The sequence below is a fragment of the Bifidobacterium pluvialisilvae genome (assembly GCF_019331695.1).
GTDB classification, from domain to species: Bacteria; Actinomycetota; Actinomycetes; order Actinomycetales; family Bifidobacteriaceae; genus Galliscardovia; species Galliscardovia pluvialisilvae.
Window position 1 is genome coordinate 175,992 of the sequence record NZ_JAHBBI010000002.1, and the last position, 23,482, is coordinate 199,473.

Annotated in this window: 17 protein-coding genes, 1 tRNA gene and 1 pseudogene; 17 read left to right on the top strand and 2 right to left on the bottom strand. The window is 63.0% G+C overall.

Annotation, left to right across the window (positions count from 1 at the left end; translation table 11 throughout):
- The first annotated feature begins 12 nt into the window (after positions 1–12).
- Positions 13–720, top strand: a complete 708-nt coding sequence (gene nucS / locus KIH77_RS02185) for an endonuclease NucS (RefSeq protein ID WP_219099448.1) — start codon at positions 13–15, stop codon at positions 718–720.
- Between the two features lie 199 nt (positions 721–919).
- Here the strand turns inward: nucS and KIH77_RS02190 are convergent, their stop codons facing one another.
- Positions 920–1,897: an FKBP-type peptidyl-prolyl cis-trans isomerase gene (locus tag KIH77_RS02190; RefSeq protein ID WP_219099449.1), complete on the bottom strand. Its 978-nt coding sequence runs from the start codon at positions 1,895–1,897 to the stop codon at positions 920–922.
- An 86-nt stretch (positions 1,898–1,983) separates the two neighbouring features.
- Between KIH77_RS02190 and KIH77_RS02195 the strand changes: the two genes are divergently transcribed.
- From KIH77_RS02195 to KIH77_RS02205, 3 genes are all read left to right on the top strand, one after another.
- Entirely contained in the window at positions 1,984–3,783 is a 1,800-nt protein-coding gene (locus tag KIH77_RS02195) for a hypothetical protein (protein WP_219099450.1), read from the top strand.
- Positions 3,783–4,793, top strand: coding sequence for a hypothetical protein (locus tag KIH77_RS02200; protein ID WP_219099451.1), 1,011 nt, complete (start codon positions 3,783–3,785; stop codon positions 4,791–4,793). Before KIH77_RS02195 ends, KIH77_RS02200 begins: the two co-directional genes overlap by 1 nt.
- Positions 4,794–5,000: 207 nt before the next feature.
- Positions 5,001–5,966 carry a tetratricopeptide repeat protein gene (locus tag KIH77_RS02205; protein WP_219099452.1) on the top strand — a complete coding sequence of 322 codons (966 nt, stop codon included), beginning with the start codon at positions 5,001–5,003 and terminating at the stop codon, positions 5,964–5,966.
- Between the two features lie 2 nt (positions 5,967–5,968).
- On the opposite strand, the pseudogene KIH77_RS02210 reads toward KIH77_RS02205, so the two are convergent.
- Positions 5,969–6,587: pseudogene (locus KIH77_RS02210) on the bottom strand (CYTH domain-containing protein).
- A 141-nt stretch (positions 6,588–6,728) separates the two neighbouring features.
- Between KIH77_RS02210 and KIH77_RS02215 the strand changes: the two are divergent.
- The 13 genes from KIH77_RS02215 to thrB all read left to right on the top strand — a co-directional run bounded on the left by KIH77_RS02215 (position 6,729) and on the right by thrB (position 23,458).
- Entirely contained in the window at positions 6,729–8,249 is a 1,521-nt protein-coding gene (locus KIH77_RS02215; protein ID WP_236024400.1) for an amino acid ABC transporter substrate-binding protein/permease, read from the top strand.
- Positions 8,246–9,106 carry an amino acid ABC transporter ATP-binding protein gene (locus tag KIH77_RS02220; protein WP_163198335.1) on the top strand — a complete coding sequence of 287 codons (861 nt, stop codon included), beginning with the start codon at positions 8,246–8,248 and terminating at the stop codon, positions 9,104–9,106. The genes KIH77_RS02215 and KIH77_RS02220 overlap by 4 nt, the downstream gene beginning before the upstream one ends.
- Before the next feature lie 759 nt (positions 9,107–9,865).
- On the top strand, positions 9,866–10,807 hold the full coding sequence (locus tag KIH77_RS02225; protein WP_219099453.1) for a DUF559 domain-containing protein: 942 nt from the start codon (positions 9,866–9,868) through the stop codon (positions 10,805–10,807).
- An 824-nt stretch (positions 10,808–11,631) separates the two neighbouring features.
- Positions 11,632–11,704: transfer RNA gene (locus KIH77_RS02230), tRNA-Arg, on the top strand.
- A gap of 250 nt (positions 11,705–11,954) precedes the next feature.
- Positions 11,955–12,356: a Rid family detoxifying hydrolase gene (locus tag KIH77_RS02235; RefSeq protein WP_219099454.1), complete on the top strand. Its 402-nt coding sequence runs from the start codon at positions 11,955–11,957 to the stop codon at positions 12,354–12,356.
- Positions 12,357–12,616: 260 nt separating this feature from the next.
- Entirely contained in the window at positions 12,617–12,799 is a 183-nt protein-coding gene (locus tag KIH77_RS02240) for a hypothetical protein (RefSeq protein ID WP_219099455.1), read from the top strand.
- 3 nt (positions 12,800–12,802) lie between these two features.
- The gene (locus KIH77_RS02245; RefSeq protein WP_219099456.1) at positions 12,803–13,051 is read left to right on the top strand and encodes a hypothetical protein; all 249 of its coding nucleotides are present in this window, start codon (positions 12,803–12,805) and stop codon (positions 13,049–13,051) included.
- Positions 13,052–13,297: 246 nt separating this feature from the next.
- On the top strand, positions 13,298–14,644 hold the full coding sequence (locus KIH77_RS02250) for an amino acid permease (RefSeq protein WP_219099568.1): 1,347 nt from the start codon (positions 13,298–13,300) through the stop codon (positions 14,642–14,644).
- A gap of 545 nt (positions 14,645–15,189) precedes the next feature.
- Positions 15,190–16,968 (top strand): arginine--tRNA ligase, encoded by a 1,779-nt coding sequence (argS, locus tag KIH77_RS02255; RefSeq protein WP_219099457.1) that lies wholly within the window; start codon positions 15,190–15,192, stop codon positions 16,966–16,968.
- Between the two features lie 513 nt (positions 16,969–17,481).
- Positions 17,482–18,258 (top strand): hypothetical protein, encoded by a 777-nt coding sequence (locus KIH77_RS02260; protein ID WP_219099458.1) that lies wholly within the window; start codon positions 17,482–17,484, stop codon positions 18,256–18,258.
- 550 nt (positions 18,259–18,808) lie between these two features.
- Complete coding sequence (locus KIH77_RS02265; protein ID WP_219099459.1) at positions 18,809–20,455, top strand: diaminopimelate decarboxylase family protein; 1,647 nt, start codon at positions 18,809–18,811, stop codon at positions 20,453–20,455.
- 411 nt (positions 20,456–20,866) lie between these two features.
- Entirely contained in the window at positions 20,867–22,177 is a 1,311-nt protein-coding gene (locus KIH77_RS02270) for a homoserine dehydrogenase (protein WP_219099460.1), read from the top strand.
- Positions 22,178–22,411: 234 nt separating this feature from the next.
- The gene (gene thrB, locus KIH77_RS02275) at positions 22,412–23,458 is read left to right on the top strand and encodes a homoserine kinase (protein ID WP_219099461.1); all 1,047 of its coding nucleotides are present in this window, start codon (positions 22,412–22,414) and stop codon (positions 23,456–23,458) included.
- Positions 23,459–23,482 lie beyond the last annotated feature (24 nt).

Consider the following 23,482-nt stretch of genomic DNA (forward strand, 5'->3'; position numbering starts at 1 on the left):
ATCCTGTGCCGTATGCGTATCATCGTCGCGGACTGCTCGGCCGAATACTCCGGCCGACTCAACGCCTCCCTCCCCGAAGCCAAGCGTGTCATCCTCATCAAGGCCGACTCCAGCTGCCTGATCTTCTCCGAACTCGGCTCCTACAAGCCGCTCAACTGGATGGCCGCCCCCTGCACCATCAAGGAACACGACGTCGAGCCCGACGGGGATATCCCCAGTGATATCCACCAGCCGGTGAAAAAACTCCACGTCGCCGCCGACAAAAGCTCCGACGTGCTCGTCGTATCCCTCTACCACATCTACTCCGACCAGGACTTCGACCTGGGGCTCGACCCCGGCCTCGTCAAGGACGGCGTCGAAGACCACCTCCAGCGCTACCTCGCCGAACAGATCGAACGCATCGGCGACGGCGCCAAGCTCATCCGCCGCGAATACCCCACAGCCATCGGCCCCGTCGACATCATGGCCGTCGACGGCGAAGGCACCCACGTGGCCATCGAAATCAAACGCAACGGCGGCATCGACGGCGTCGAACAGCTCACGCGCTATTGCAAACTCCTCAACCGCGACCCATTGCTCGCCCCCGTGCGCGGCATCTTCGCCGCCCAGACCATCAGCCCCCAGGCGCAGGTCCTCGCCAAGGACCGCGGATTCGAATGTCTCATCCTCGACTACGACGAGATGAAGGGGGTTGGCTCCGACGAGCTGCGGCTCTTCTGAAATCGCCGAATAATGGAGCGTCATTGGCCGACTGGAAGACTCGACGTACTTTTGTACGCCTTCGTCTTCCATTCGGCCAATGCCGCACGCATTATTCGACGATTGGCTTAGGACGGCTGCTTCTGGGCGTTGCGGTAAAAAAGCTCCCTCTGACGAGGGAGCTGGCCGCCGCAAGGCGGACTGAGGGAGAGACCGGCGTTTAGTACGCGGCGAGGATATCCACCACGAAGATCAGCGTGGAATTCGCCGGAATGCCGTTCTGCGCCTGCGAGCCGTATCCCAGGCTCGGCGGGATGACGAGCAGCACCTGCGATCCGACCGTCTGCCCGGTCAGACCCTGCGTCCAGCCCTTGACCACCTGGTTGAGGGCGAAGTCGGACGGTTCGCCACGGTCCCACGACGAATCGAACTGCTTGCCGTTGCTCGCCAGCCAGCCCGTGTAGTGGGCCGAAACCGTCTGCGTCTCCTTGACCTTGGCGCCCTTGCCCTTGATGAGCGTCTGCACCACGAGCTTGTTGCCCGGCTTGTAGCCGTTGAGATCCAGCGACGGCTTGCCGTTCGACGCCAGCGTCACCTTCGGCAGATCGGACGGGATGTTCGTCACCTTGTCGCCGGTGGCCTTGGTGATCGCCTTGGACTTCGAGACGATCGTCATCACGTTGATGTACTTCTCCAACGTTCCCGACGACGTCGAACCCGACGACGTATCGACGCCGAGCGCGATCGTCGTGTTCACCTTCATGCCCTTGAACAGGTTGTAGTAGGCGTCATCGATGGAGTTCTTCTTGACGAGGATGCCGCATTCGGGCGTATTCTTGTCCCAGGTGTTGTCGACCTCCTCGCCGCTCTTGGCGTCGAGGATCATCTGCTGCGTGCACAGGCGGTCGCCGTCCTCGATGACGTCGCCATCACCCTTCTGCAGAATCTGATACGTGGCGTTCTTCACCGTGAACGGGGTCTTGAACGTGACCTTGGGCTTCTCGCCCAGCTTGCCGGAAGCCGTGATACCGGACATCTCGGTCAGCGACGTCGACGACGAGGACGACGACGATGACGACGAATCGGAACTGCCATTGGAGCCGCCGCAGGCCGCAAGGGAAAGGGTCAGCACCGCGGCGCAGGCCACGGCGATGCCGCGTCGCACGGACGGGCGGAACGAAGAAATAAAATCGCGCATGACACATAACTCTATCGGCATTTCATGACCGGGAGCGCACTCGCATGGGGACGACGTGCAGAGGGGATTGTAGAATATCAGGCAATATGAGTGATAAGAACCTGCAGAATCAGGCTGCGTCATCGACGGCAAACGATGGGAAAACAACGGCGGACCATGCCGTTGACGCCTCGAACGCGCCTAAAACAGAGAACACGACTCCGGCGTGGGCCGCATCGTCGGCACCGATTCCGACCCCGCCCGCCAACAACCCGTATGACGACCGTCGCCCCGCCGCCGAAACCGCCGTTCTGAAGCCGCTCGGCCCGCAGGAGGACGACATCGACGACATCGGCAACGACCTGTTCGCCCTCGTGGCGCGCAAGAACCGGAAGAACGACCAGCCCGACAATCAGACTGCCGAACAGGCCGGGAGCGAGGCCGCGACCACCGCGACGGGCAAGGACGTCACGACGGACAAGGACGCCAAGACGGGCAAGGCGTCCACGACGTCCGAAAGCGATAAGGCCGCCGAATCCACGGACGGTGCCACGACCCGCGTCATCGACTCGAAGAGTTCGCCCTCATCGGACGCCGCGACCGAAGTATTCGCCCCAATCGACGCCGAACCGAAGAAGAAGACCGCGACCGGTCTGGCCGGTCTCGTCGGCGCCGTCACCGGCAAGACCAACCACGACGATCAGACCGACGATTCGGCCGAAGCGGATGCCGATGCGGCCGGCTCCGACGCCAAGGACGCCGAACACGAGCCCACCGACGAGGAACTCGCCGAAATCGCCGCGCGCAAACGCAAACGCCACGTCATGATCACACGCGGCATCCTCACGCCGCTGTTCGGCCTGCTCGCCGTCGCCGCATTCGTCCTCGGCGCCCTCAACATGACCATCTGGAAGCCGAATCCCAACGTCGACATCGCCACCGGCAACATCAACACGGCCTACATCGTCACCGACCCGGGTGTGCTCGCGCTCGCCGACAACACCGTCAAACTCAGTGCCAAGGCGGACTCCGCCTCGCAGGTGTGCCTGGCCGTCGCCTCGCCGCGCGACGCCACCGGATGGCTCGCCGGCCAGACCTACACGCGCGTCACCCAGATGCAGACCTGGCAGAAGTTCGCCACCCAACAGTCGGCCGAACAATCCGGCGAAGGACAGAACGGCGCCGACGCATCCTCCGGTTCGTCGGTCGCATTCCAGGACTCCGACATGTGGGAATCCGTGCAATGCGCCCAAGGCACCGCCACCCTCCAATGGAAGGGCGACGGCGGCGACCGCGTCGTCATCGCCACCGCGACCGGCGCCGACGGATCCGCCGCCTCCGGCATCGACTTCTCCATGAGCTGGATGCGCGCACAGGTCCCCGACTACGCCACCCCATGCTTCTTCGTCGGAGGACTGCTCGTACTGCTGGCCATCCTCACCGCATCCATCTTCTCCATCGAGGAACACCGCCGCCGCAAGAAGCAGCCCGTCGTCGAACCCGAGCCCGAACCGGAGCCCGATCCGGACGGCAAACCCCACTGGATGCATCCCGGCGCGGAACCGCCCGCCCCCAGCGGCCGCGACCGTCGCCGCAGCCGTCGGGGCGGACGCCGCGGCTCGCGACGCCACACCCGCAAATACGAAGAGCATCTGGCCGAAGAGGAACAGCGCGAGAACGACGGGCCCGAAGTGCTCGACGTCACCTCCGTCAACCTGCTCCAGCAGAACACGCCCTCCGTCAGCAACGACGAACTCCAGGCGTACTTCGCACGCCTCGCCGCCGAAAACGCGGCCAACGACGCCAATGAGAACGCCGCAGCCGACGCCGACGAACACCACGAGGACGGCAAGACCGAAGGCGGTGCCGGAAACCACGACGACGAAGCGAACAAGGAAGGCAAGTGATGAGTAAGACCACAACACTCCTGCAGCGCGCCATCGCCGCATCCCTCGCCATCGGCATCCTGCCCCTGCTCTCCGCATGCCAGGAAAAAGTCCCCACGGTATCCGAACCCACCTCGACCACCGCGGCCCCGGTCATGACCGAAGCCAAGGAGGAGGCCATCCGTGGCAAGATCCTCGACGTGCTCAACAAAACCGACCAGGCCAAAAGCGCCGACGGGCTCGACGAGCGCGTCGAAGGACCCGAGCTGGCCGTCCGCACCAGCCAGCTCACCATCGCCAAAGCCACCAACACGCTCGACAAACGCAGCACCGTCCCCTCCAAGATCAGCCAGACCGTGATTCCCACCGACTCCAGCTGGCCGCGCTCCATCTTCACCATCACCACCACCACCGACGACCAGCAGTCCCAACGACTCCTCGTCCTCAACCAGGACGACGCCCACAGCAACTACAAGCTCTGGGGCATCGCCCGACTCTTCCAAGGCGCCCAGCTCCCCGCCTTCGAAATCCCCAAGATCGGCTCCTCCATGGGCACCGCCAAAGACACCGGCCTCGTCAGCACCCCCGCCGACGCCGTCGCCCACTACGCCGACCTGCTCGAAAACGGCACCGGCAGCAAATACGCCAAGGACTTCGGCGACGACCAGCTCCGCAACGACCTCGCCGAACTCACCGCCACCGTGCAGAAAGGCATCGAAGCGAACAAAGGCACCCAAAGCCAGAAATTCACCGCCCAGGCTGACCAGATCCGCGTCATGCGCGCCGCCGGCGGCACCGGCGACCTCGTCGTCGCCCAAATCAACTCCGAATGGACCCGATCCGCCGGCGAAGGCCGCGAATCCCTCCCCGCCTCCGACGCCGAAAAAGCGCTCTTCGGCAAAGGCAAGGCCACCAGCACCATGAAAGTCACCTACGTGAACGTCGTCGCCCTCTGGGTGCCGAAGAAGGACGGGGGGAAGATACAGGCTGTGGGCGCCGAACGCCAGCCCATCAAGGTGGAAGCACAATGATGGAGTGTCTTCGGCTCGGCAGAAGGTTCGAAGTACCGGTTGTACGTCTTCACCTTCTGCCGAGCCGAAGACACACGCATCATTGCGCTTCCATGGGGGCGAAAAATCTCGCAGAGTGCTGAAACACGGCCGCACTGTCGCAAACGTTGGTAATACTAATCAGTAGCAAGACGAACAACGCACAAGCATCGTGTAAGGAGCATCATCATGGCGGAGCAGCCGAAGTTCAATCCCGGTCTTTCGTTGGCGGGCGCGGTCGATCTCGAAGCGCTGAAGCACAAGGTGGATGCCGAGGCCGGGCAGACGGGCGGCGCCCCCGCGGCCGGCGGCTACGTCATCGACACCGACGAAAGCACGTTCCAGGCCATGGTGCAGACGTCCGCCACGTTCCCCATCCTCCTGCTGCTGTGGGTCACGAACGACGACCGTTGCTTCGACGTGGCCCGCAAGCTCGGCGACGCCGTCAACAAGCTCGAAGGCAAGATCCAGCTCTCCCGCATCGACATCGCCAAAAGCCCCACCATCGCCCAGGCGCTGCAGGCGCAGGGCGCCCCCGCCATCTACGGCCTCGTCGGCGGCCGCCCCATGCCCATCATGCAGGGCGTGCCCTCCGAAGCCGAAATGCAGCAGATCACCGACACGCTGATTCCGCAGATCATCCAGATGGCGCAGCAGGCCGGCGTCACCGGCACCGCGCCCTATCAGGAGGCCGGCGCAACGTCCGACGCCGATGCCAAGGACGGCAAGCCCGCCGAGGACCAGGTCCCGCCCGAGCACCAGAAGGCCAACCAGCTCGCGCAGGAAGGCGACTACGCCGGCGCCGCCGTCGAATACGCGAAGCTCATGGAGGCCGACCCGAACGATGCGCGCGCCGCCCGCGAACACGCCAAGGCCCTGCTGCTCGCCCGCTCCGCCACCGCCGACGTGCGCGCCGTGCGCGCGGCCGCGGCCGACGCTCCCGACGACGTCGACGCCCAGCTCGCCGTCGCCGACATCGACATGATCGGCGGCCAGATCGAGGACGCCTTCAACCGTCTGCTCGACTTCCTCGCCGGGCACAAGGCCGACGTCGAGCCCGTACGCAAGCGTCTGCTCGAATACTTCGCCATCCCCGCCGCCGACGACGCCCGCGTGGCCCGCGCTCGCCGTCGTCTCGCCACGCTCATGTACTGAGGCTATTCCAGACGATTCTGGCCGAAGAGCTGGGAGAAATGCGCACCGTGGCGTTCCAGCTCCTCGGCATAGTCGTCCTTCCACGTGATGAACGGCTTCGAGGCCAATCCGTCGTTGTAGAAGCGCTGGTCGTCCGTCACCTCGTCCGTGCAGAATGACGGAATCGTCAGATTCGTGACCGGACCGCTGCGCTCCACCTGCGCGAGAATCAGTCCCGAATTGTTCGCGCCGAACACGTCGATCTCCCAACCATCCTCGCCAAGCCAGACGCTGTAGCGGTTCTTGATGATCGGCGTACCCCCGCGCAGCACCAGTTCGATGGCGATGTTTGCGTCGATCGTGCGTTCCGCCTCATAACGGGTTCCCCCCACCGCATTGCCCTGCACGGTGACGAACGCCTCCGAAAAATGCTCCCGATACTGCATCAGCGTCGTCAGACCGTCGGTCTGCGGTCCCATCGGCACACGAATATCGCGCGACCGCAATCGGATACGCAGCGCAAAACCATCCTGATGCACGAAATAGCTTTGCACGATCAATGCCGGCGCATCCCCGTCGTCGTACTCCACGGGGAATTCACGGCAGAAAAAAACGGCGTTCATACTGGAAATCGTCGGACATAACGCCATTCTACCGTCCGGATGGTAGTGAAAGAACCCCGAGAAGCCTGATTTTTCAAGGAAACCGTGCGCATCCCGTACGGTAACACAATGGAAAAACGACGCAGAGTAAGCTGAAGAAGTTTGTAAAGGAGCTCAATCTATGCATATTGAGAAGTTCAATGCTGCCGTGATGCAGCGAGCCACACGGTGGCGACGGGCCCTTGGCATGATGCTGGCCCTCGTGCTGTGCGTGGCCGGCCTCGGCACCGTCGGCGTATCCTCGGCACAGGCCGCACAGGTCTCCGAAGTGCAGGGCAAGACGTTCAAGGTCGCCACCGACACCACGTTCGCGCCGTTCGAATTCCGCGACTCCAGCGGTCAGATGGTCGGCATCGACATGGACCTGCTGCACGCCATCGCCAAGGACCAGGGCTTCAACGTGCAGATCCAGTCCCTCGGATTCAACGCCGCGCTGCAGGCGATGTCGTCCGGCCAGGCCGACGGCGTGATCGCCGGCATGACCATCACCGACGAACGCAAGGCCATCTATGATTTCTCCGACTCGTACTTCCAGTCGGGCGTGCAGATGGCCATCGCCAAGAACAACGACGCCATCAAGGGCTACGAGGACCTCAAGGGCAAGACCGTCGTGGCGAAGACCGGCGCCGAAGGCGAGATGTTCGCCAAGAAGAACGCCGCCAAGTACGGCTACACGGTCAAGTCGGTCGACCAGTCGGCCACGATGTACGAGATGGTGAAGTCCGGCAACGCGGACGCCGTCGTCGACGACTACCCGGTGCTCGCCTACGGCATCCAGCAGGGCAACGGGCTCAAGACCGTCACCCCGAAGGTCCCGGGTGGCGACTACGGCTTCGCGGTGAACAAGGGCCAGAACGCCGACCTGCTCAAGGCGTTCAACGCGGGCCTCGCCAACCTCAAGAAGTCCGGCGAATACGACAAGATCCTCGCGAAGTACCTCGGCGAGGATTCCAGCGTGAAGCCGGCCACCGCCGACTCGACCGCGAAGAAGAGCTTCATCGACCTGGCGAAGGACGCGTTCCCTGCGCTCATGACCGGTCTGAAGAACACGATGCTCATCACGGCCATCTCGTTCGTCATCGCGCTCGTGCTCGGCATCGTGCTCGGTCTCGTCCGCGTCTCGCCGAACAAGCCGCTGTCGTGGGTCGCCCGCGTGTACGTGGCCGTGTTCCGCGGCACGCCGATCCTGGTGTGGGCGTTCTTCTTCTACTTCGGCATCCCGCAGATCATCGGCCACAGCATCAACATCTGGGTGGCCGGCGCGCTCACGCTCTCGCTCAACGCCGGCGCGTATCTTGTCGAGATCGTGCGCGGCGCCATCGAGTCCGTGAACCACGGCCAGATGGAAGGCGCGCGTTCGCTCGGTCTGAGCTACAACCAGGCCATGCGCAAGGTTATCCTGCCGCAGGCCGTGAAGATCGGCACGCCGGCGATCATCAACCAGCTGGTCATCATGCTCAAGGACTCCTCGCTGCTGCTCGCCATCGGCTTCGGCGAACTGCTGTACCAGGCCCAGCAGATCTACGCGGCCAACTTCCGCGTCACCGAGACGCTGCTCATGGTCGGCGTCATCTACTTCGTGGCCATCACCCTGCTGACCTGGCTGGCCAATATCGTCGATCGGAGGATGAACAAGCGATGAGCGCGACGAACGAAACCACGGTGAACGAAACCACGACGGGCGGCGCCGCGGAGAACGCAGCCGCAACGCACGAAACGCACCAGCCCGAGGTCGCCTCGGCCGCCCCCGCGGTTCCCGAGCACAAGGGCCAGGTCGTCATCGACGTGCGCGACCTGCGCAAGACCTTCGGCAAGACCGAGGTGCTCAAGGGCATCGACTGCCAGGTGCACGCCGGCGAGGTGATCTCCATCATCGGCCCGTCCGGCGCCGGCAAGTCCACGTTCCTGCGCTGCCTCAACGGCCTCGACACCCCGACCTCCGGCTCGGTGATCGTCAACGGCTACGACATCGCCGACCCGAAGACCGACATCGACAAGGTGCGCACCCAGATCGGCATGGTGTTCCAGCACTTCAACCTCTTCCCGAACATGACCGTGGCCGAGAACATCATGCTCGCGCCCACGCTCATCAAGAAGGTGCCCGCCGACCAGGCCCGCGCCCGCGCGCTCGAACTGCTGCGCACCGTCGGACTCGAGGAGAAGATCGACGCCAACCCCGACTCGCTCTCCGGCGGCCAGAAGCAGCGCGTGGCCATCGCGCGCTCGCTGGCCATGGACCCCGACATCATGCTGTTCGACGAGGCCACGTCCGCGCTCGACCCCGAGATGGTGGGCGACGTGCTGCAGGTCATCCGCGACCTGGCCAACAAGGGCATGACCATGCTGCTCGTGACCCACGAGATGGCATTCGCCCGCGAGGTCTCCACGCGCGTGATCTTCACCGACGCCGGCATCATCGAGGAGGAGGGCACCCCGGCCCAGATCTTCGGCAATCCGCAGAGCCCGCGCCTGCGCTCCTTCCTCTCCAAGGTGCTGTAGCGCCGTAGCGATGCAAGGTCGTATGGCTGTAGGGTCGTATGGCGTTAAAGCCGTATGGTCGTATAGCCGCAGCAGCGCCGTAAGACCGCATGGTCGTAGTGGTGTATGGCTGTATGGTCGTATGGTTGTAATGTCGTATGGTTATAAGGCCGTGAAGTCATGGTGCTGTATGGCTGTAGTGCTGCGGCGCCGTAGGACGGATGCAGTGCCGTAAAGTTGTAGCGCTGTAGCGTCGTCGTAGTGCTGTAAGGCTGCAAGGTCGTAGGACGGCTGTAGTGCGTGAGGTTGTAACACCGTAGCACCGTAAGGTCGCAGGACGGCCGCAGGGACCGGCTTCCAGCCCAATGGAACCCATCCGACTGTCCGGCGGCACTCTCACGTTCACGCTTGCGTGCTGGACTTCCTCTTGCGTGCTGGACATCATGTTGCGTGACGGATATTGCGTTGCGTGCTGGACTTTCGCTTGCGTGACGGTAACACCATCGTTGAAATTTCAACGATGGTGTTTTTCGTATCCAGCACGTAGTAATGAGTCCAGCACACAATGGCGAGTCCAGCACGCACTGATGGGGCCAGCACGCAGGTGCAAGTCCAGCACGCAGGTGCAAGTCCAGCATACGGGCACAAGTCCAGCACGCAGCATTCGCGGACAGCGCGTGCAGACGATGCCACGAATACAACATCCGTTTGAGGGTGGTCCATCCGTCAACATTTTCGTCGGGACCGCTGCTTTCGGACGAAAAACGATACCGTCGGAATATGAGTACTGTTGGAAAATCTGAATGGTCGGAAGTAAAAAACTACGCGTCCCGTGAGCTACGGCGAAAACGAGACGAGACATTATCCGTGTGCTGGACGCAGAGCGGGAAACGTCAGGGCCTCTGCGACCCCCTGTGCTTCAGTTTGTTTACGGCGTTGTCGTTGCTGGGAATCGAACATCCGGAATGTCCGGCCTTGCCTAAAGCGAGTTTTTACTGCACGGTGAGAAAAGCGGGACATCGGTCGGAACTTGGCGATGTGAGATTTCATGTCTGGGCAAGGCCGTTCGAGACAATACGGTTCAGGAACGGTGTCATATGCATGGCTCCCGTAGATGTCTGGCTGCAGTTTTCGCAATATCTGGTCGTTGCGGAATTGGTCGTGTTGGCGGAATCCATTATCAGACGACGCCAAATCGGAAAGCGTGACTTTCTTGAACGGCTGCAGCGGACGGGGCGGTTCAAGGGCAGGACGCGATGTTACGAGGCGCTGTCACTGGTTGATGAGAAATCCGAATCCGTGCAGGAAACACGCGTCCGCCTTACGATATTGCGGCATGGTCTTCCCCAGCCGCAAGTAAACTATGCGATTCGATTGGATGATGGGTCGATTGTCGTTGTGGATATGGCTTATCCGGAACGGCGGGTGATTGTCGAATATGACGGCGATCACCATCGAATATATCGAAATCAGTACCTTCGAGACCAACATAAACGTCGTGCTCTGCACAATGCGGGATGGCGCGTTCTCGTGGTGTTCATGGATGATTTATGGGATGCGGAAGCCAAGGAACGTTTCGCCCAGGAACTTGCGACGGCATTGCATGTCCCGTTGCCGGGAAGGCCCAGTCGGGAGCATCGGGCGTTGGCCGACCCCAGAATGAATCGGGTGTTGTCGTGCAAGCCGCGTAAGTCGCGTCATCGCATACGCACGAGTCGTTAACCGTGCCGGCTGCTGACACTTACGTTTGGCGGCTGGTTGGCTGGCACTTGCGTTTGGCGGCTGGTTGATGTTGTTGTTGCTGGCTGGTTGGCGATTGTGTATGAGTGGGTGGCACTTGCGTTTGGCGGCTGACTGATGTTGTGCTTGGCTGATGATGTGTTTGGCGGTTGGTGATTGTGCCTGATGACTAGTGATTGTGCCTAGCTGGCTGATACTTGCGTTTGGTGGTTGTTGATTGTGTCGGGGCTGTTGACGCTTATGCCTGGTCACTGCGCGTACGCATACGGGTCGCTTACGGCTATGTTCGTGCTGGACTATGTCGTGCGTGCTGGACTTTTGTATGTGTGTTGGATGCCAAAAAACGACTTTGTTGATTTTCCAACGTTTGTGTTCCCGGCAGGCAAGACGAAGTCCAGCACGTAGTGGGGAGTCCGGCACGTAGTGGGGAGTCCAGCACACAAGTAGTGCTGTGGCGGGGAAACGGTGACGTGATGGGGTGGTGGAGGTGCCGTGGTAGGGCGTGGCGGCGCGTTGCGATGGGGCGGTGGAGGTGGGGCGGCGACGGTTACGTGGCAGGCCATGGCAGGGCGTGGCAGTGACGTGATGGGGCGCGACGGTGCTGCGGTGCGTGATTGGGCTTGCGCCATATGCGGCGTGCAAAGCCGTCGGCTGCTTCGCGGTCGTGGTGGTGTCGGCGGCTTGCGCCATATGCGGCAGGCAAAGCCACACAACTCGCGTTTTAGCCGTCAGACGCTTGTTTTCGTCCGGCGGTTGTGTAAACTAATGGGGTGCGTGTTTGCGGGAACCTCCGCAAGCGGGTGTTCGGGTTCGTAGCTCAGTGGATAGAGCGTCTGTCTCCGGAACAGAAGGTCGTGGGTTCGAATCCCATCGAGCCCACGAAATCGTTGAGATTCCAACGTTCTTACAATGCCTATTGTTTATTCCGTACCGTAATCGGATTACCCATCGGGTACTCATCGGGTACATGAATGATGCGGTTGTAATGATGTGGCTTCGCATTTTCTCCGCCCGTATGGCGGTCGTTTCCCTCCGTTTCCTGTTCTTCACGCCGTACAATGCGAGACTACGGAACGTGGTATTTCATACTGCATTCGTAATTCGTACATTCGCATGGGAGGGAATCATCATGGTGGACAAGCTTGAGGAAGTCGCGACCGCATACGCGCCGGCCGCGCTGGGCGCCTACAGCCAGGCGGTGAAGGCGAACGGATTCGTGTTCGTCTCCGGCCAGCTCGGCATCGACCCGCACACGGGCGAGCTGGCGGGCGCCACCGCGGGCGAACAGACCGCGCAGGCGCTGAAGAACATCAAGAACATCCTCGACGCCTCCGGCAGCGGCATCGAGAACGTGGTGCGCGCCACCATCTACATGAAGAACGTCGATGATTTCAAGGAGATCGACGGAGAATACGCCAAGGCGTTCATCGGATCGGTGAAGCCGGCCCGCGTGGCGTTCGGCGGCAATGACATCCCCAAGGGCGCCCTCGTGGAGATCGACGCCATCGCCGTGCTCAACGACGCCGACTGATAACGACGTCTGCCGTCTCGTCCTCGGTTCCTTTCGGTCGTTCATATACGACGAACAGGAACCGAGGACGTTGTCGTATTCCGTTCCGTTGCGGAGGATACAACGTATGGGAAACGGAACGATGGTTTGGTTCCCGTTGGTTGGTCCAGCGGCAACGTGTGGGAATCATAGGGGGAGTTTGGTTCCTGTCGGTTGATATAGACGCGACGAACGAGAACCTGGATGCGACGTGACGGCAATCGACGGCCTACAATACAACCATGTTTCTCGTGTTGATGTTCGTTCTGACGCTCGTGGCCGCAGCGGTGCTGGCGGCCGGAGTCAGGCTCATGCGCGCGAGGACGAGGATTCCCGTATATCCGCTCGGTCTCGCGCTTGCCGTGGTCGGCGGCGTGGCGACGGTCGCGTTCCTGGTCATCTTCATCGTCTACGCCGTCGGGTGACGTATGGACGCGCGGAAAATCCGCACCCTGCCGGCATCGGTGTCGATATTGAGCCAAGGCAATCTGCAAAGCCTGGCCTATGTGGCGATGGGTGCGTTCGGTGTTGTGGCGGCGGTTGGATGCCTCGCCCGATGGCTCGCCCATCGTTCACGTGAAATCACGACGATGACGATTGCGATGGTCGTGGCGTCGCTCATCGGGCCATTCGTGCTGATGAGGCGCATGACCGCCGGCTCGAAGACGACGCCGTAGTGTTGCATGGCCGATTGAGGGGGCGCTGCCCGATGGAGGAAGGGTGTGACGGACGTCATCGATGGACGGTCGGTCATTTGGCTGGGTGGATTACCGTTTTTGGATGGCTTGCGGTAGTCTTCTGGGGTGACGAACGAACAGCAGCGCAACGCAAAGCCGCAGGAAGCCGCAGGACCCCGGACCGCCGTGACGACGCAGACGCAGACGCAGGAACAGGAACCCGAGGCGACCGGACTCGAGCGCAAGATGGAATCCCGCCACCTCACCATGATCTCGCTTGGCGGCGTCATCGGCACCGGATTGTTCCTAAGCTCCGGATACACGATTCACCAGGCCGGCCCGCTCGGCGCGATCATCGCCTACGCCATCGGTTCGCTGCTCGTCTACTTCGTGATGCTCTGCCTCGGCGAACTCTCCGTGGCCATGCCCTACGCCGGCAGCTTCCATCTGTATGCCAACCGGTTCATCGGTCCGGGCACGGCGTTCACCATCGCCATCCTCTACTGGCTCAACTGGGCGGTGGCGCTCGCCTCCGAGTTCACGGCGGCCGGACTGCTCATGCAACGATGGTTCCCCGGCAGTCCGGCGTGGGTGTGGAGCGCCGTGTTCATCGCCGTCGTGTTCGCGCTGAACATCCTTTCCGTACGGCTGTATGGCGAATCGGAGTTCTGGTTCGCGTCCATCAAGGTGTTCGCCATCGTCGCGTTCATCATCATCGGTCTGCTGGCAATTTTCGGTGCGATGCCGATCGCCGGCTATGATCATGCGCCGCTGTTCGGCAATTTCGTATCCGACGGATGGTTCCCCAATGGCATCGCGCCGATCTTCTCCACGTTGCTGACCGTCGTGTTCGCGTTCTCCGGCACCGAGGTCGTGGGCGTGGCCGCTGGCGAGACGCGCGACCCGGGCAAGGCGATTCCGAAGGCCGTGCACACCACCGTGCTGCGCCTCGCCATCTTCTTCATCGGCTCCATCGCCGTGATGGCCGCATTGATCCCATGGCACAGGTCCGGCGTGGACACCAGTCCGTTCGTGCTCGTGTTCCAGTCGATCGGCATGCCGTTCGCCGGTGACGTGATGAATTTCGTCGTATTGACGGCCGTGCTGTCGGCGGCGAATTCGGGACTGTACGTGTGCTCGCGCATGGTGTGGTCGCTGGCCAAGGAGCGGATGCTGCCGATGCGGCTCGCCAAGACGAACTTCCGCGGTGTGCCTGTGTTCGCCGTCATGGTGAGCATGGCCGGCAGCCTGCTGGCGTTGCTGTCGTCGGTGATCGCGGCCAGCACCGTATATCTGGCGCTGGTGGCGGTCTCGGGATTGGCGACCATCGTGGTATGGGCGTCGGTGGCGGTGTGCCAGATACGGTTCCGTCGCCAGTGGCTGGCCGAGGGGCATAGCGTGGACGAGTTGGGATACAAGGCGCCCGGATATCCGTTCGTGCCGTGGGCGGCGTTGGTGATGTGCGCGCTGGCGTTGGTGCTGGTCGTGTTCGACGAATCGCAACGGTCGACGTTGTACTACATGATTCCGTTCGTCGCGTTGTGCTACGCGTTCCACTATGCTCGCGAGGCATGGCGACGTCGGCATGGGTGAGGCGCGCTGGTGCGAGGTGAGGCGTGCGTGCTGTGGAGAAAGGCGTGCGTGCTGTGGAGTAAAGGCGTGCGGCGCTGCAGTGTGATGGCATGAGTGCTGACGCGATGATGACGTTGCTGCGTGTTGGACTTTGCTCTGTGTGCCGGACTTTGTGTTGCGGTGTGATGGTGTGCGTGCGACGTTGCGTGCTGGACTTTGTATTGCGTGCTGGACTGTACGTTTCGTGTTGGACGCCAAAAAATGATTTTGTTGGAATTGCAACGTTGTTGTTCCCCGCATACAACCAATAGTCCAGCACGTAGCTGATAGTCCAGCACGTAAGGGGAAGTCCAGCACGCAGGGAGCAGGATAGGGATGGGCGCGATGGGGTAGTTGGGTGAGTGAGGTGTTGGATGCGGACACGGTTGGGTAGTTGGGCGAGTGAGGTGTTGGGTGATGGACACGGTTGGGCGGTTGGGTGATGTGGATATGGTTGGGCGGTTGGATGATGGCGGGAGCCGGGTATGTGCATTCGGGCTGTCAGCGTTGACGGTAGACTTTGAAGAATGAGTCCTGAAGCGCTTAGTGAACTGATTTCCGCAATTGCCCACGACCTCGCCGCGGCGGGCACCGCCGGCGAACTGACCGACGACCTGATTCCCCCGGTCGAGAAGATCACCGTGATGCGCCCGAAGGATCGCGCGCACGGCGACTGGGCCACCAACATCGCCATGCAGCTGGCCAAGAAGGCCGGCATGAAGCCGCGCGACCTCGCCGAACTGTTCGCCCCCGAACTCGAGAAAAACGACGGCGTCAAGTCCGTGGAGATCGCCGGCCCCGGCTTCATCAACATCACCCTCGACTCCGCGTCCGCCGCCGGCATCGTCGACACCGTGCTCGAAGCGGGCGACGCGTTCGGCCGCAATAATCATCTCTCGGGCAAGACCCTCAACCTCGAATTCGTCTCCGCCAACCCCACCGGGCCGATCCACATCGGCGGCACCCGCTGGGCCGCGGTCGGCGACTCCATGGCCCGCGTGCTCGAAGCCAACGGCGCCAAGGTCGTGCGCGAATACTACTTCAACGACCACGGCGAGCAGATCAACCGCTTCGCACGGTCGCTCGTCGCCGCCGCCCACGGCGAACCCACCCCGGCCGACGGCTACAAGGGCGCCTACATCGACGAAATCGCCCAGCGCGTCATCGACGAGGCCAAGGCCGACGGCATCGACGTGCTTTCCCTGCCGCGCGTGACCGCCGACGACGGCTCCGAAGGCGACTCCGAACAGCGCGAGGAATTCCGCAAGCGTGCCGTGCCGATGATGTTCGCCGAAATCCAGCAGTCGATGAAGGAATTCCGCGTGAACTTCGACGTCTGGTTCCACGAGAACAGCCTCTACCAGGACGGCGAGGTCGAGAAGGCCATCGCCGACCTGCGCGAGCGCGGCGACATCTACGAGAAGGACGGCGCCACCTGGTTCGCGTCCACCAAGCACGGCGACGACAAGGACCGCGTGATCATCAAGTCCGACGGCAACGCCGCGTACTTCGCCGCCGACATCGCCTATTATCGCAACAAGCGCCACCGCAGCGTGAACCCCGCCGACGTGGCCATCTACATGCTCGGCGCCGACCACCACGGCTACATCGGCCGCATGATGGCCATGTGCGCCGCGTTCGGCGACAAGCCCGGCGAGAACATGCAGATCCTCATCGGCCAGCTCGTCAACGTGATGAAGGACGGCAAGCCCGTGCGCATGAGCAAGCGCGCCGGCAACGTCGTCACGCTCGACGACCTTGTCGAGGCCATCGGCGTGGACGCCGCCCGCTATTCGCTGGCCCGCACCGACTACAACCAGAGCGTGGACATCGACCTCGACCTGCTCGCCAGCCACACCAACGAGAACCCCGTGTACTACGTGCAGTACGCGCATGCCCGCGGATGCAACGTGGACCGCAACGCCGCAGCGGCCGGCGTGACCACGGAAGGCGCCGACCTTGCACTGCTCGACACCGAGGCCGACGGCGACCTGCTCGCCGCCCTCGCCCAGTATCCGAGCATGATCACACTGGCCGGCGACGGTCGCGAACCGCATCGCGTGGCCCACTACCTCGAGGATCTGGCCGGACGCTACCACAAGTGGTACGCCGCCGAGCGCGTGGCCCCCATGGCCCTGACCGACGCCGAACAGCGTCTGCCCGAAGCCGAGCGCGCCGCCCTCGAGATCGCCAAGAACCCGGAGCCGGCCCGCGCCGCCGCCCGCCTGCGTCTCAACGACGCCGCCAAGCAGGTCATCGCCAATGGCCTCGCCCTGCTCGGCGTCACGGCTCCGGAAAAGATGTGATGCCCTGAACAGGCATCCGTTCTCTCATATGGGTTTGTGGGTCTACTACGATTACGTAGAGTCGATTTTCGGCTTCCTCGTGATCGTGGTAGACCCACAAACCTCTTTATGAACGGATTGACCCACGGTTATTGAACATGTTGGACCCACAAGTCGGGATTGCGTTGCCGTGGACCCACAGACCTGTAGTTCTAGACCCACGAATCCGTTGCGCCAGACCCACAAAACCACTGTCGGCCCACAAACAAAACCATTATCGGCCCACAAAACCATTGTCGTAGGCCCGTAAAACGGTTGCGTTGTTGTGTTGGCCTGCAAGTCGGTCATTGTTATCACGATAGACCCACAAACCATTGGTAGCTGTCATCCTAGACCCACAAAGCCATGGGTGGCGCTGCCGCTGTAAGCTTACGAAGCCATGGACGACGCTGTCACGATAGACCCACAAACTTGTACTTGTATATGATTCTTGCGTGAACGAATTCGCCCATTATGGCGATTGGAGATGGGCCAGTGGAACATTCGACCCCATGGCAACGGTTCGTCGCGCCGTTCGACCGTATCGGAACGTGGCTGGCCGACCACTATCTGGATATCCCCGCCGGCGTTCTTGCCCTCGTCATCGTGCTGTGGCCGGCGATACAGGACGTCGCCGGCCTGAGCCGTCACGTCGTCGCCGCACGAATATTCCACTATGCCGCCCCCGTCTTGATGTTGCTCGGCGTCGTCGTCGCATTGTCGTGGTGGCGGGCGTTCCGCATCGTCCAGATTCGGGGCAAACGTGCGGTCAGTGGCCGCCGGTATCACAGCGGCGTCGCGGGCATGGCCATACTCGCCCTTGTCGTGTCGCCCCTCATGTATGGCGGCCTGTATCGCAACGGATACGGCGTGCCGGCCGACGTCGAGATTCGCTATGCGCCGCCGGACCATGCGACGGCCCGTGAAGACGACGTCCGATACGACGTCACATCCGCCCAATGGAACGACAATGGAATCGAACGCGTCACCGGCGGCGACATCACATGGCGGGGAACGACAGATTTGTCCAAGGGAATCAGCGCGGATTTCGACATCATTCCGACCGACGTCGCCAACTTGGACAACGGCACCGCGTCGCATCGGAACGACGATGCGACCGCCGGTGCCGGCAGATCCGTCGAGCGCGGCGACCCCGGCGTCTGCACGATATTCGTCGACGGCGTTGAAACCGCGCGTGGCGGCGACCGATGCCATATCCGGGCCACCGACGTCTCCTATGCTCCCTGGACAGGCCTCGTCATCCGGCGTTGAATCGTCATATGGCCGAATCGGTCCGTCTGAACATCGGAACGACTGTCATAGAGTCAGTTGTTATTAGGAACAATGGCTCCGTGACGAAGGCTTTGTCACGGAATTCAAATCCCCGGTCGGAATTGGTTCCGTGCCAGGAAAACTGGCACGGAAATGGGATACATGCGATTTTTTATGTTCCGTGACAGATTCTGATGATGATTACACGGACAAAGCCTCGGAATCATGCGGTTTCTTATTGTCGGCATGACGATGGATGTGTCAGGGAATGACAACATCGCCGAATTGCCTCCCCGATGCCAAAGAATCGTGGCACGGAAACGAAGAATAAGGGAATCATGCGTCCCGTGACGTCGTCGGCAGACACGTAGCCCACTATGGGGAGGCAAGTGACGTGGAATGACCGGTGACGATGATGCTGCGGCATTACGGCAACGGTGACGATGCGGCCGACAACGGTAGCGATTCCGTTATGGAACGGCGAGGGCCGGTCGCCAAAGCATCTGGCACAATGTGAACGGTATTGCACGTGCACGAGAATGGAGCGACGATGAGTGAGAAGACTGCGGGACGAAACGTTGAACTCGGAAGCGGCATCACGCCGATCTGGCCGGCGGTCACGACGATCGACGACGACGGGGCCATCGAATTCCACGGACGGACCGCCGCGTCGCTCCTCGACGAATTCGGCTCGCCGCTCTACCTCATCGACACCGACGAGGTCGCCGCACGCGCACGGTACTTCGTACGCGCCGCCGCCGACGCGTTCACCAACTCCACCACGCACGTGAGCTTCGCCGGCAAGGCGTTCCTCTCCAAGCGCATCGTGCGCGAGGTCATCGACGCCGGCATGTACGTCGACACCTGCACCATGGGCGAGATGCGCATCGCGCTCGCCGCCGGCGCGCCCGGCCGTCGCCTCGTATTGCACGGCAACAACAAATCCGACGCCGAAATCGAACTCGCCGTCGCCAACGACTTCGCCAAGATCGTCATCGACTCGCCCGACGAGCCCGAACGCATCGCCGCCATCGCCCGTCGGCTCGGCAAACGCGCCAAGGTCATGCTGCGCGTGACCTCCGGCATCCACGCCGGCGGCCACGAATACATCTCCACCGCGCACGAGGACCAGAAGTTCGGCGTGCCGCTGCTGCCCGCCGGCGCGGACACGGCGGCGCTCGGAGTGCTCGACGGACTGGGGGAGGGAGTGGGTGTGGATGTGCCCAACCACCCTCAGTCAGCTTCGCTGACAGCTCCCGCCAGCGGGAGCGGGGCAGATGATGCGGCGACTTCCGCCAGCGGGAGCGGGGAGCCGAAGGTGGGGGAGAACTCGCCGTACGCCCTCCACGACGACGCCACCGACGCCGACAAGGCGCTCGTCGCCGCCATGAACACCGTGGCCGACGGGCCGGCGCTCGCCGTGCTCAAGACCATCGCCGCGCACACCGATGCCCTCGAACTCGTGGGCATCCACTCGCACATCGGCTCGAACATCCACGACGCCGACGCGTTCATCCAGGCCGCCAAGCGCATGATGCTGCTTCGTAAGACCTTCTACGCCACCGACGCCTACACGCTGCCCGAGGTCGACCTCGGCGGCGGCTACTCCGTGGCCTACACCGACGGCGAGGACTCCATGGACGTGCGCGTGGAGCTCAAGCGCCTCGCCGACGCGGTCGCCGCCGTCAACCGCGCGCTCGGCATGCCCGCGCCCGCCATCAGCTTCGAGCCGGGACGCTGGATCGTGGCACCCGCCGGCGTGACCCTGTACCGCGTGGGCACCGTCAAGCCCGTGCATCTCACCGACGCCAAGGACTCCGCCGGCAACCCCATCGACGAACGCGTGTACGTCTCCGTGGACGGCGGTATGAGCGACAACATCCGACCGGCGCTGTACGGAGCCGACTACACGGCCCGGCTCGCCAACCGCGCCGGCGCGAAGGAGACCATGCTCGCCCGCGTGGTCGGCATGCATTGCGAATCCGGCGACATCGTGGTGCACGAGGTGCGGCTGCCCGCCGACACGCACCGTGGAGACATCCTCGCCGTGCCCGTCACCGGCGCCTACGGCCGTACGATGGCCAGCAACTACAACCAGGCGCTCATCCCCGCCGTCGTGGGCATCGGCGAATCCGGCGCCAGCGTGATGCTGCGCCGCCAGACCATCGACGATCTGCTGGACCTCGACCAGGACTGACGTTGAACACAGGCCTGACTGGCCTGGGTTCAACGTCATCCTGAGCGAGGCGAGGTGTGAGCATGTCATCCTGAGCGAGGCGAAGCCGAGTCGAAGGATCGTGTTGATGGTTTTTGAGGATCAAAGATCCTTCGACTCCGGCCTTCGGCCTCCGCTCAGGATGACAGGAAGGTGGCTGCGGCCGTAAGTCCGCCCGGATGATGGGGAGGTGGCTGCGCCCCGACTCCGCCCGGATGACGGGGAGGCGGCTGCGGTCTCGACTCCGCCCGGATGACGGGGAGGCGGCTGCGGTCTCGACTCCGCCCGGGAGGACGGGGGCGCGCAATCCGCTGCCTGTCGCTTTGCACCCGTAGGATTGAATAGGTTGTAATTTCAACGCATACGCACCGTCTTTGGGAAGGACGCAAGGATATGGCACAGAACGAAACCCCGATTCGCGTGGCGCTGCTGGGAGCCGGCACGGTCGGCTCCGCCACCGCCCGGCTGATCGTCGAGCAGCGCGACGAACTCGCGCAGCGCATCGGCCGCCCGATTGAGCTCGTAGGCGTCGCCTGCCTCAATCCGGACGAGGTCAACGTGCCGTGGATCGACAAGTCGCTGCTCACCACCGACACCGCCGGCCTGTGCACCAGGGCCGACATCGTCATCGAACTCATCGGCGGCACGACCGCCGCGCACACGTTCGTGATGAAGGCCATCGAATCCGGCGCGTCCGTCGTCACCGCCAACAAGGCGCTCATCGCCAAGTACGGCCCGGAGATCTACGCGGCCGCCGAGGCCAAGGGCGTGGACTTCTACTTCGAGGCCGCCGTCGCCGGCGCCATCCCGATCGTGCGCCCGCTGCGCGAATCCATGGTCGGCGACAAGATCACCAGCATCATGGGCATCGTCAACGGCACGACCAACTACATCCTCGACGAGATGACCACCAAGGGCCTCGACTTCGACGTGGCGCTCAAGGACGCGCAGGCCAAGGGCTACGCCGAAGCCGACCCGACCGGCGACATCGAGGGCGAGGACGCGGCGAACAAGGCCGCCATCATGGCGTCGCTCGCGTTCCATACCGACGTGCGCATAGACGACGTCTCCGTCGAGGGCATCACCAAGATCACTGCCGACGACATCGCCGCCGCCACCGCCGAGAACAAGGTCATCAAGCTGCTCGCCGTGTGCGAGAACACCGAGGCCGGCATCTCCGCCCGCGTGTACCCGGCGCTCATCCCGAACGAGCATCCGCTCGCCAGCGTGCGCGGCAGCTTCAACGCCGTGTTCGTCAAGGCCGAGGCCGCCGACGACCTCATGTTCTACGGCCGTGGCGCCGGCGGCGACCCGACCGCCTCCGCCGTGGTCGGCGACGTCGTCACCGAGGCCCGCCACATCACGCACGGCTGCACCGGCCCGTCCATCCCCATGTACGCGAACCTGCCGAAGGCCCCGCTGAGCGCGTCCAAGTCCGCGTTCGCCGTGCGCTTCGTGATTCACGACAAGCCGGGCACGCTCGCCGCCATCGCCGAGGAGTTCGCCAAGCGCGGCCTCTCCATCAACGGCGTGAACCAGGACCTCAAGCCCACGCTGCACGAGCCGGGCTACAGCGGCGAACTGCAGCAGCTGCGTCTCGTCACCCACCTGTGCGACGAGGTCACGCTGCGCGAGGCCGTCGAGGCCGTGAGCAAGCTGGACTTCGTGACCGGCGAGGCCACCATCCTGCGCGTCATGGCCTGATTCCCATGCCGTTCCGACAGTGCGTCCCTGTCATGCTGACGGTGCGGCACTGTCCCTTGTCATGTTGACGTGCGGTACTGCCCCCTGTCATTCTGAGCGAGCGTAGCGAGTCGAAGAATCTTTTCCGCTGGAAGATCCTTCGACTCCGGCCTTCGGCCTCCGCTCAGGATGACAAACAGAGTGGCCTCCGCTCAGAATGACAGTGGAGCGTTTGTTTTTCGACTAAGGAGCATTATGAAGTTCGCCACCGATGCCGTGCGCGTATCCGTCCCCGCCACCAGCGCCAATCTCGGCCCCGGTTTCGATACCGCCGGACTGGCCCTCGGCGTACGCGACGAATTGAGCTTCCGGCTCACGCCGTCCGCCGGCACACAGATCGAGATCCACGGCGAGGGGGAGAACACGCTCCCGCGCGACGAATCGCACCTGGTGGTCCGCACATTCCGCCGTACGCTCGATGAGCTCGGCCTGCCGCAGGCCGGTGTGAGCCTCGTGGCGCACAACCGCATCCCGCAGGAGCGCGGCATGGGCTCCTCCGCCGAGGCCATCGTGGCCGGTGTCTCCGCGGCGGTGGCGTTCGCCGGCTACGGCGATGACGCCCGCGACTTCATCTTCGACCTCGCCGCCCACATCGAGGGACATCCCGACAATGTGGCCCCGGCCGTGTACGGCGGCATGACCGTCTCCTGGGACTTCGAGCCGAAGACCGAGGTGCCGATCTGCGACGTGCCGTCGTCGAAGGAACCGAACGTCGTGCCCGTCACCGGTGACGGGGCGCTCTTCCCGGGCTCCCCCGAACCGTTCAAGGGCGGATACCATACCGTGAACTATCCGGTGGGCGAGCGCATCAACGCCTGGGTGTTCGTGCCCGACTACAAGCTCTCCACCGAGGAGGCGCGCAAGGCGCTGCCGCTTGAGGTGCCGCGCAAGGACGCGCTGTTCAACGTCTCGCGTATGGCGCTGCTGCCGGCGGCCATGAGCGGCGCCGCCAGCCGCGACACCAACGCGCTGCTGTTCTCCGCCACCGGCGACACCCTGCACCAGTTCTACCGCAGCCATCTCATGCCGCAGTCGTGGGAGCTGATGACGTTCCTGCGCTCGCACGGCTATGCGTCCACGATCTCCGGCGCCGGTCCGTGCGTGCTGGTGCTGCACGAGGGCGACGACACCGCGGCCCTGACCAACCTGCTGTTCGAGCATTGGCTGTCGGCAAGCCACTGGCGCATGCTGCATCCGGCCATCGACCGCCAGGGCGTGCTGTACGGCCCGGAGGAGCGGTGACGGCCCAGGGGTGAGAAGCCGGGG

Excerpts from the sequence above, each read along its gene's own strand:
- nucS (WP_219099448.1), top strand. The coding sequence starts at position 13 with ATGCGTATCATCGTCGCGGACTGCTCGGCCGAATACTCCGGCCGACTC.
- KIH77_RS02190 (WP_219099449.1), bottom strand. The coding sequence starts at position 1,897 with ATGCGCGATTTTATTTCTTCGTTCCGCCCGTCCGTGCGACGCGGCATC.
- KIH77_RS02195 (WP_219099450.1), top strand. The coding sequence starts at position 1,984 with ATGAGTGATAAGAACCTGCAGAATCAGGCTGCGTCATCGACGGCAAAC.
- KIH77_RS02200 (WP_219099451.1), top strand. The coding sequence starts at position 3,783 with ATGAGTAAGACCACAACACTCCTGCAGCGCGCCATCGCCGCATCCCTC.
- KIH77_RS02205 (WP_219099452.1), top strand. The coding sequence starts at position 5,001 with ATGGCGGAGCAGCCGAAGTTCAATCCCGGTCTTTCGTTGGCGGGCGCG.
- KIH77_RS02215 (WP_236024400.1), top strand. The coding sequence starts at position 6,729 with ATGCATATTGAGAAGTTCAATGCTGCCGTGATGCAGCGAGCCACACGG.
- KIH77_RS02220 (WP_163198335.1), top strand. The coding sequence starts at position 8,246 with ATGAGCGCGACGAACGAAACCACGGTGAACGAAACCACGACGGGCGGC.
- KIH77_RS02225 (WP_219099453.1), top strand. The coding sequence starts at position 9,866 with ATGAGTACTGTTGGAAAATCTGAATGGTCGGAAGTAAAAAACTACGCG.
- KIH77_RS02235 (WP_219099454.1), top strand. The coding sequence starts at position 11,955 with ATGGTGGACAAGCTTGAGGAAGTCGCGACCGCATACGCGCCGGCCGCG.
- KIH77_RS02240 (WP_219099455.1), top strand. The coding sequence starts at position 12,617 with ATGTTTCTCGTGTTGATGTTCGTTCTGACGCTCGTGGCCGCAGCGGTG.
- KIH77_RS02245 (WP_219099456.1), top strand. The coding sequence starts at position 12,803 with ATGGACGCGCGGAAAATCCGCACCCTGCCGGCATCGGTGTCGATATTG.
- KIH77_RS02250 (WP_219099568.1), top strand. The coding sequence starts at position 13,298 with ATGGAATCCCGCCACCTCACCATGATCTCGCTTGGCGGCGTCATCGGC.
- argS (WP_219099457.1), top strand. The coding sequence starts at position 15,190 with ATGAGTCCTGAAGCGCTTAGTGAACTGATTTCCGCAATTGCCCACGAC.
- KIH77_RS02265 (WP_219099459.1), top strand. The coding sequence starts at position 18,809 with ATGAGTGAGAAGACTGCGGGACGAAACGTTGAACTCGGAAGCGGCATC.
- KIH77_RS02270 (WP_219099460.1), top strand. The coding sequence starts at position 20,867 with ATGGCACAGAACGAAACCCCGATTCGCGTGGCGCTGCTGGGAGCCGGC.
- thrB (WP_219099461.1), top strand. The coding sequence starts at position 22,412 with ATGAAGTTCGCCACCGATGCCGTGCGCGTATCCGTCCCCGCCACCAGC.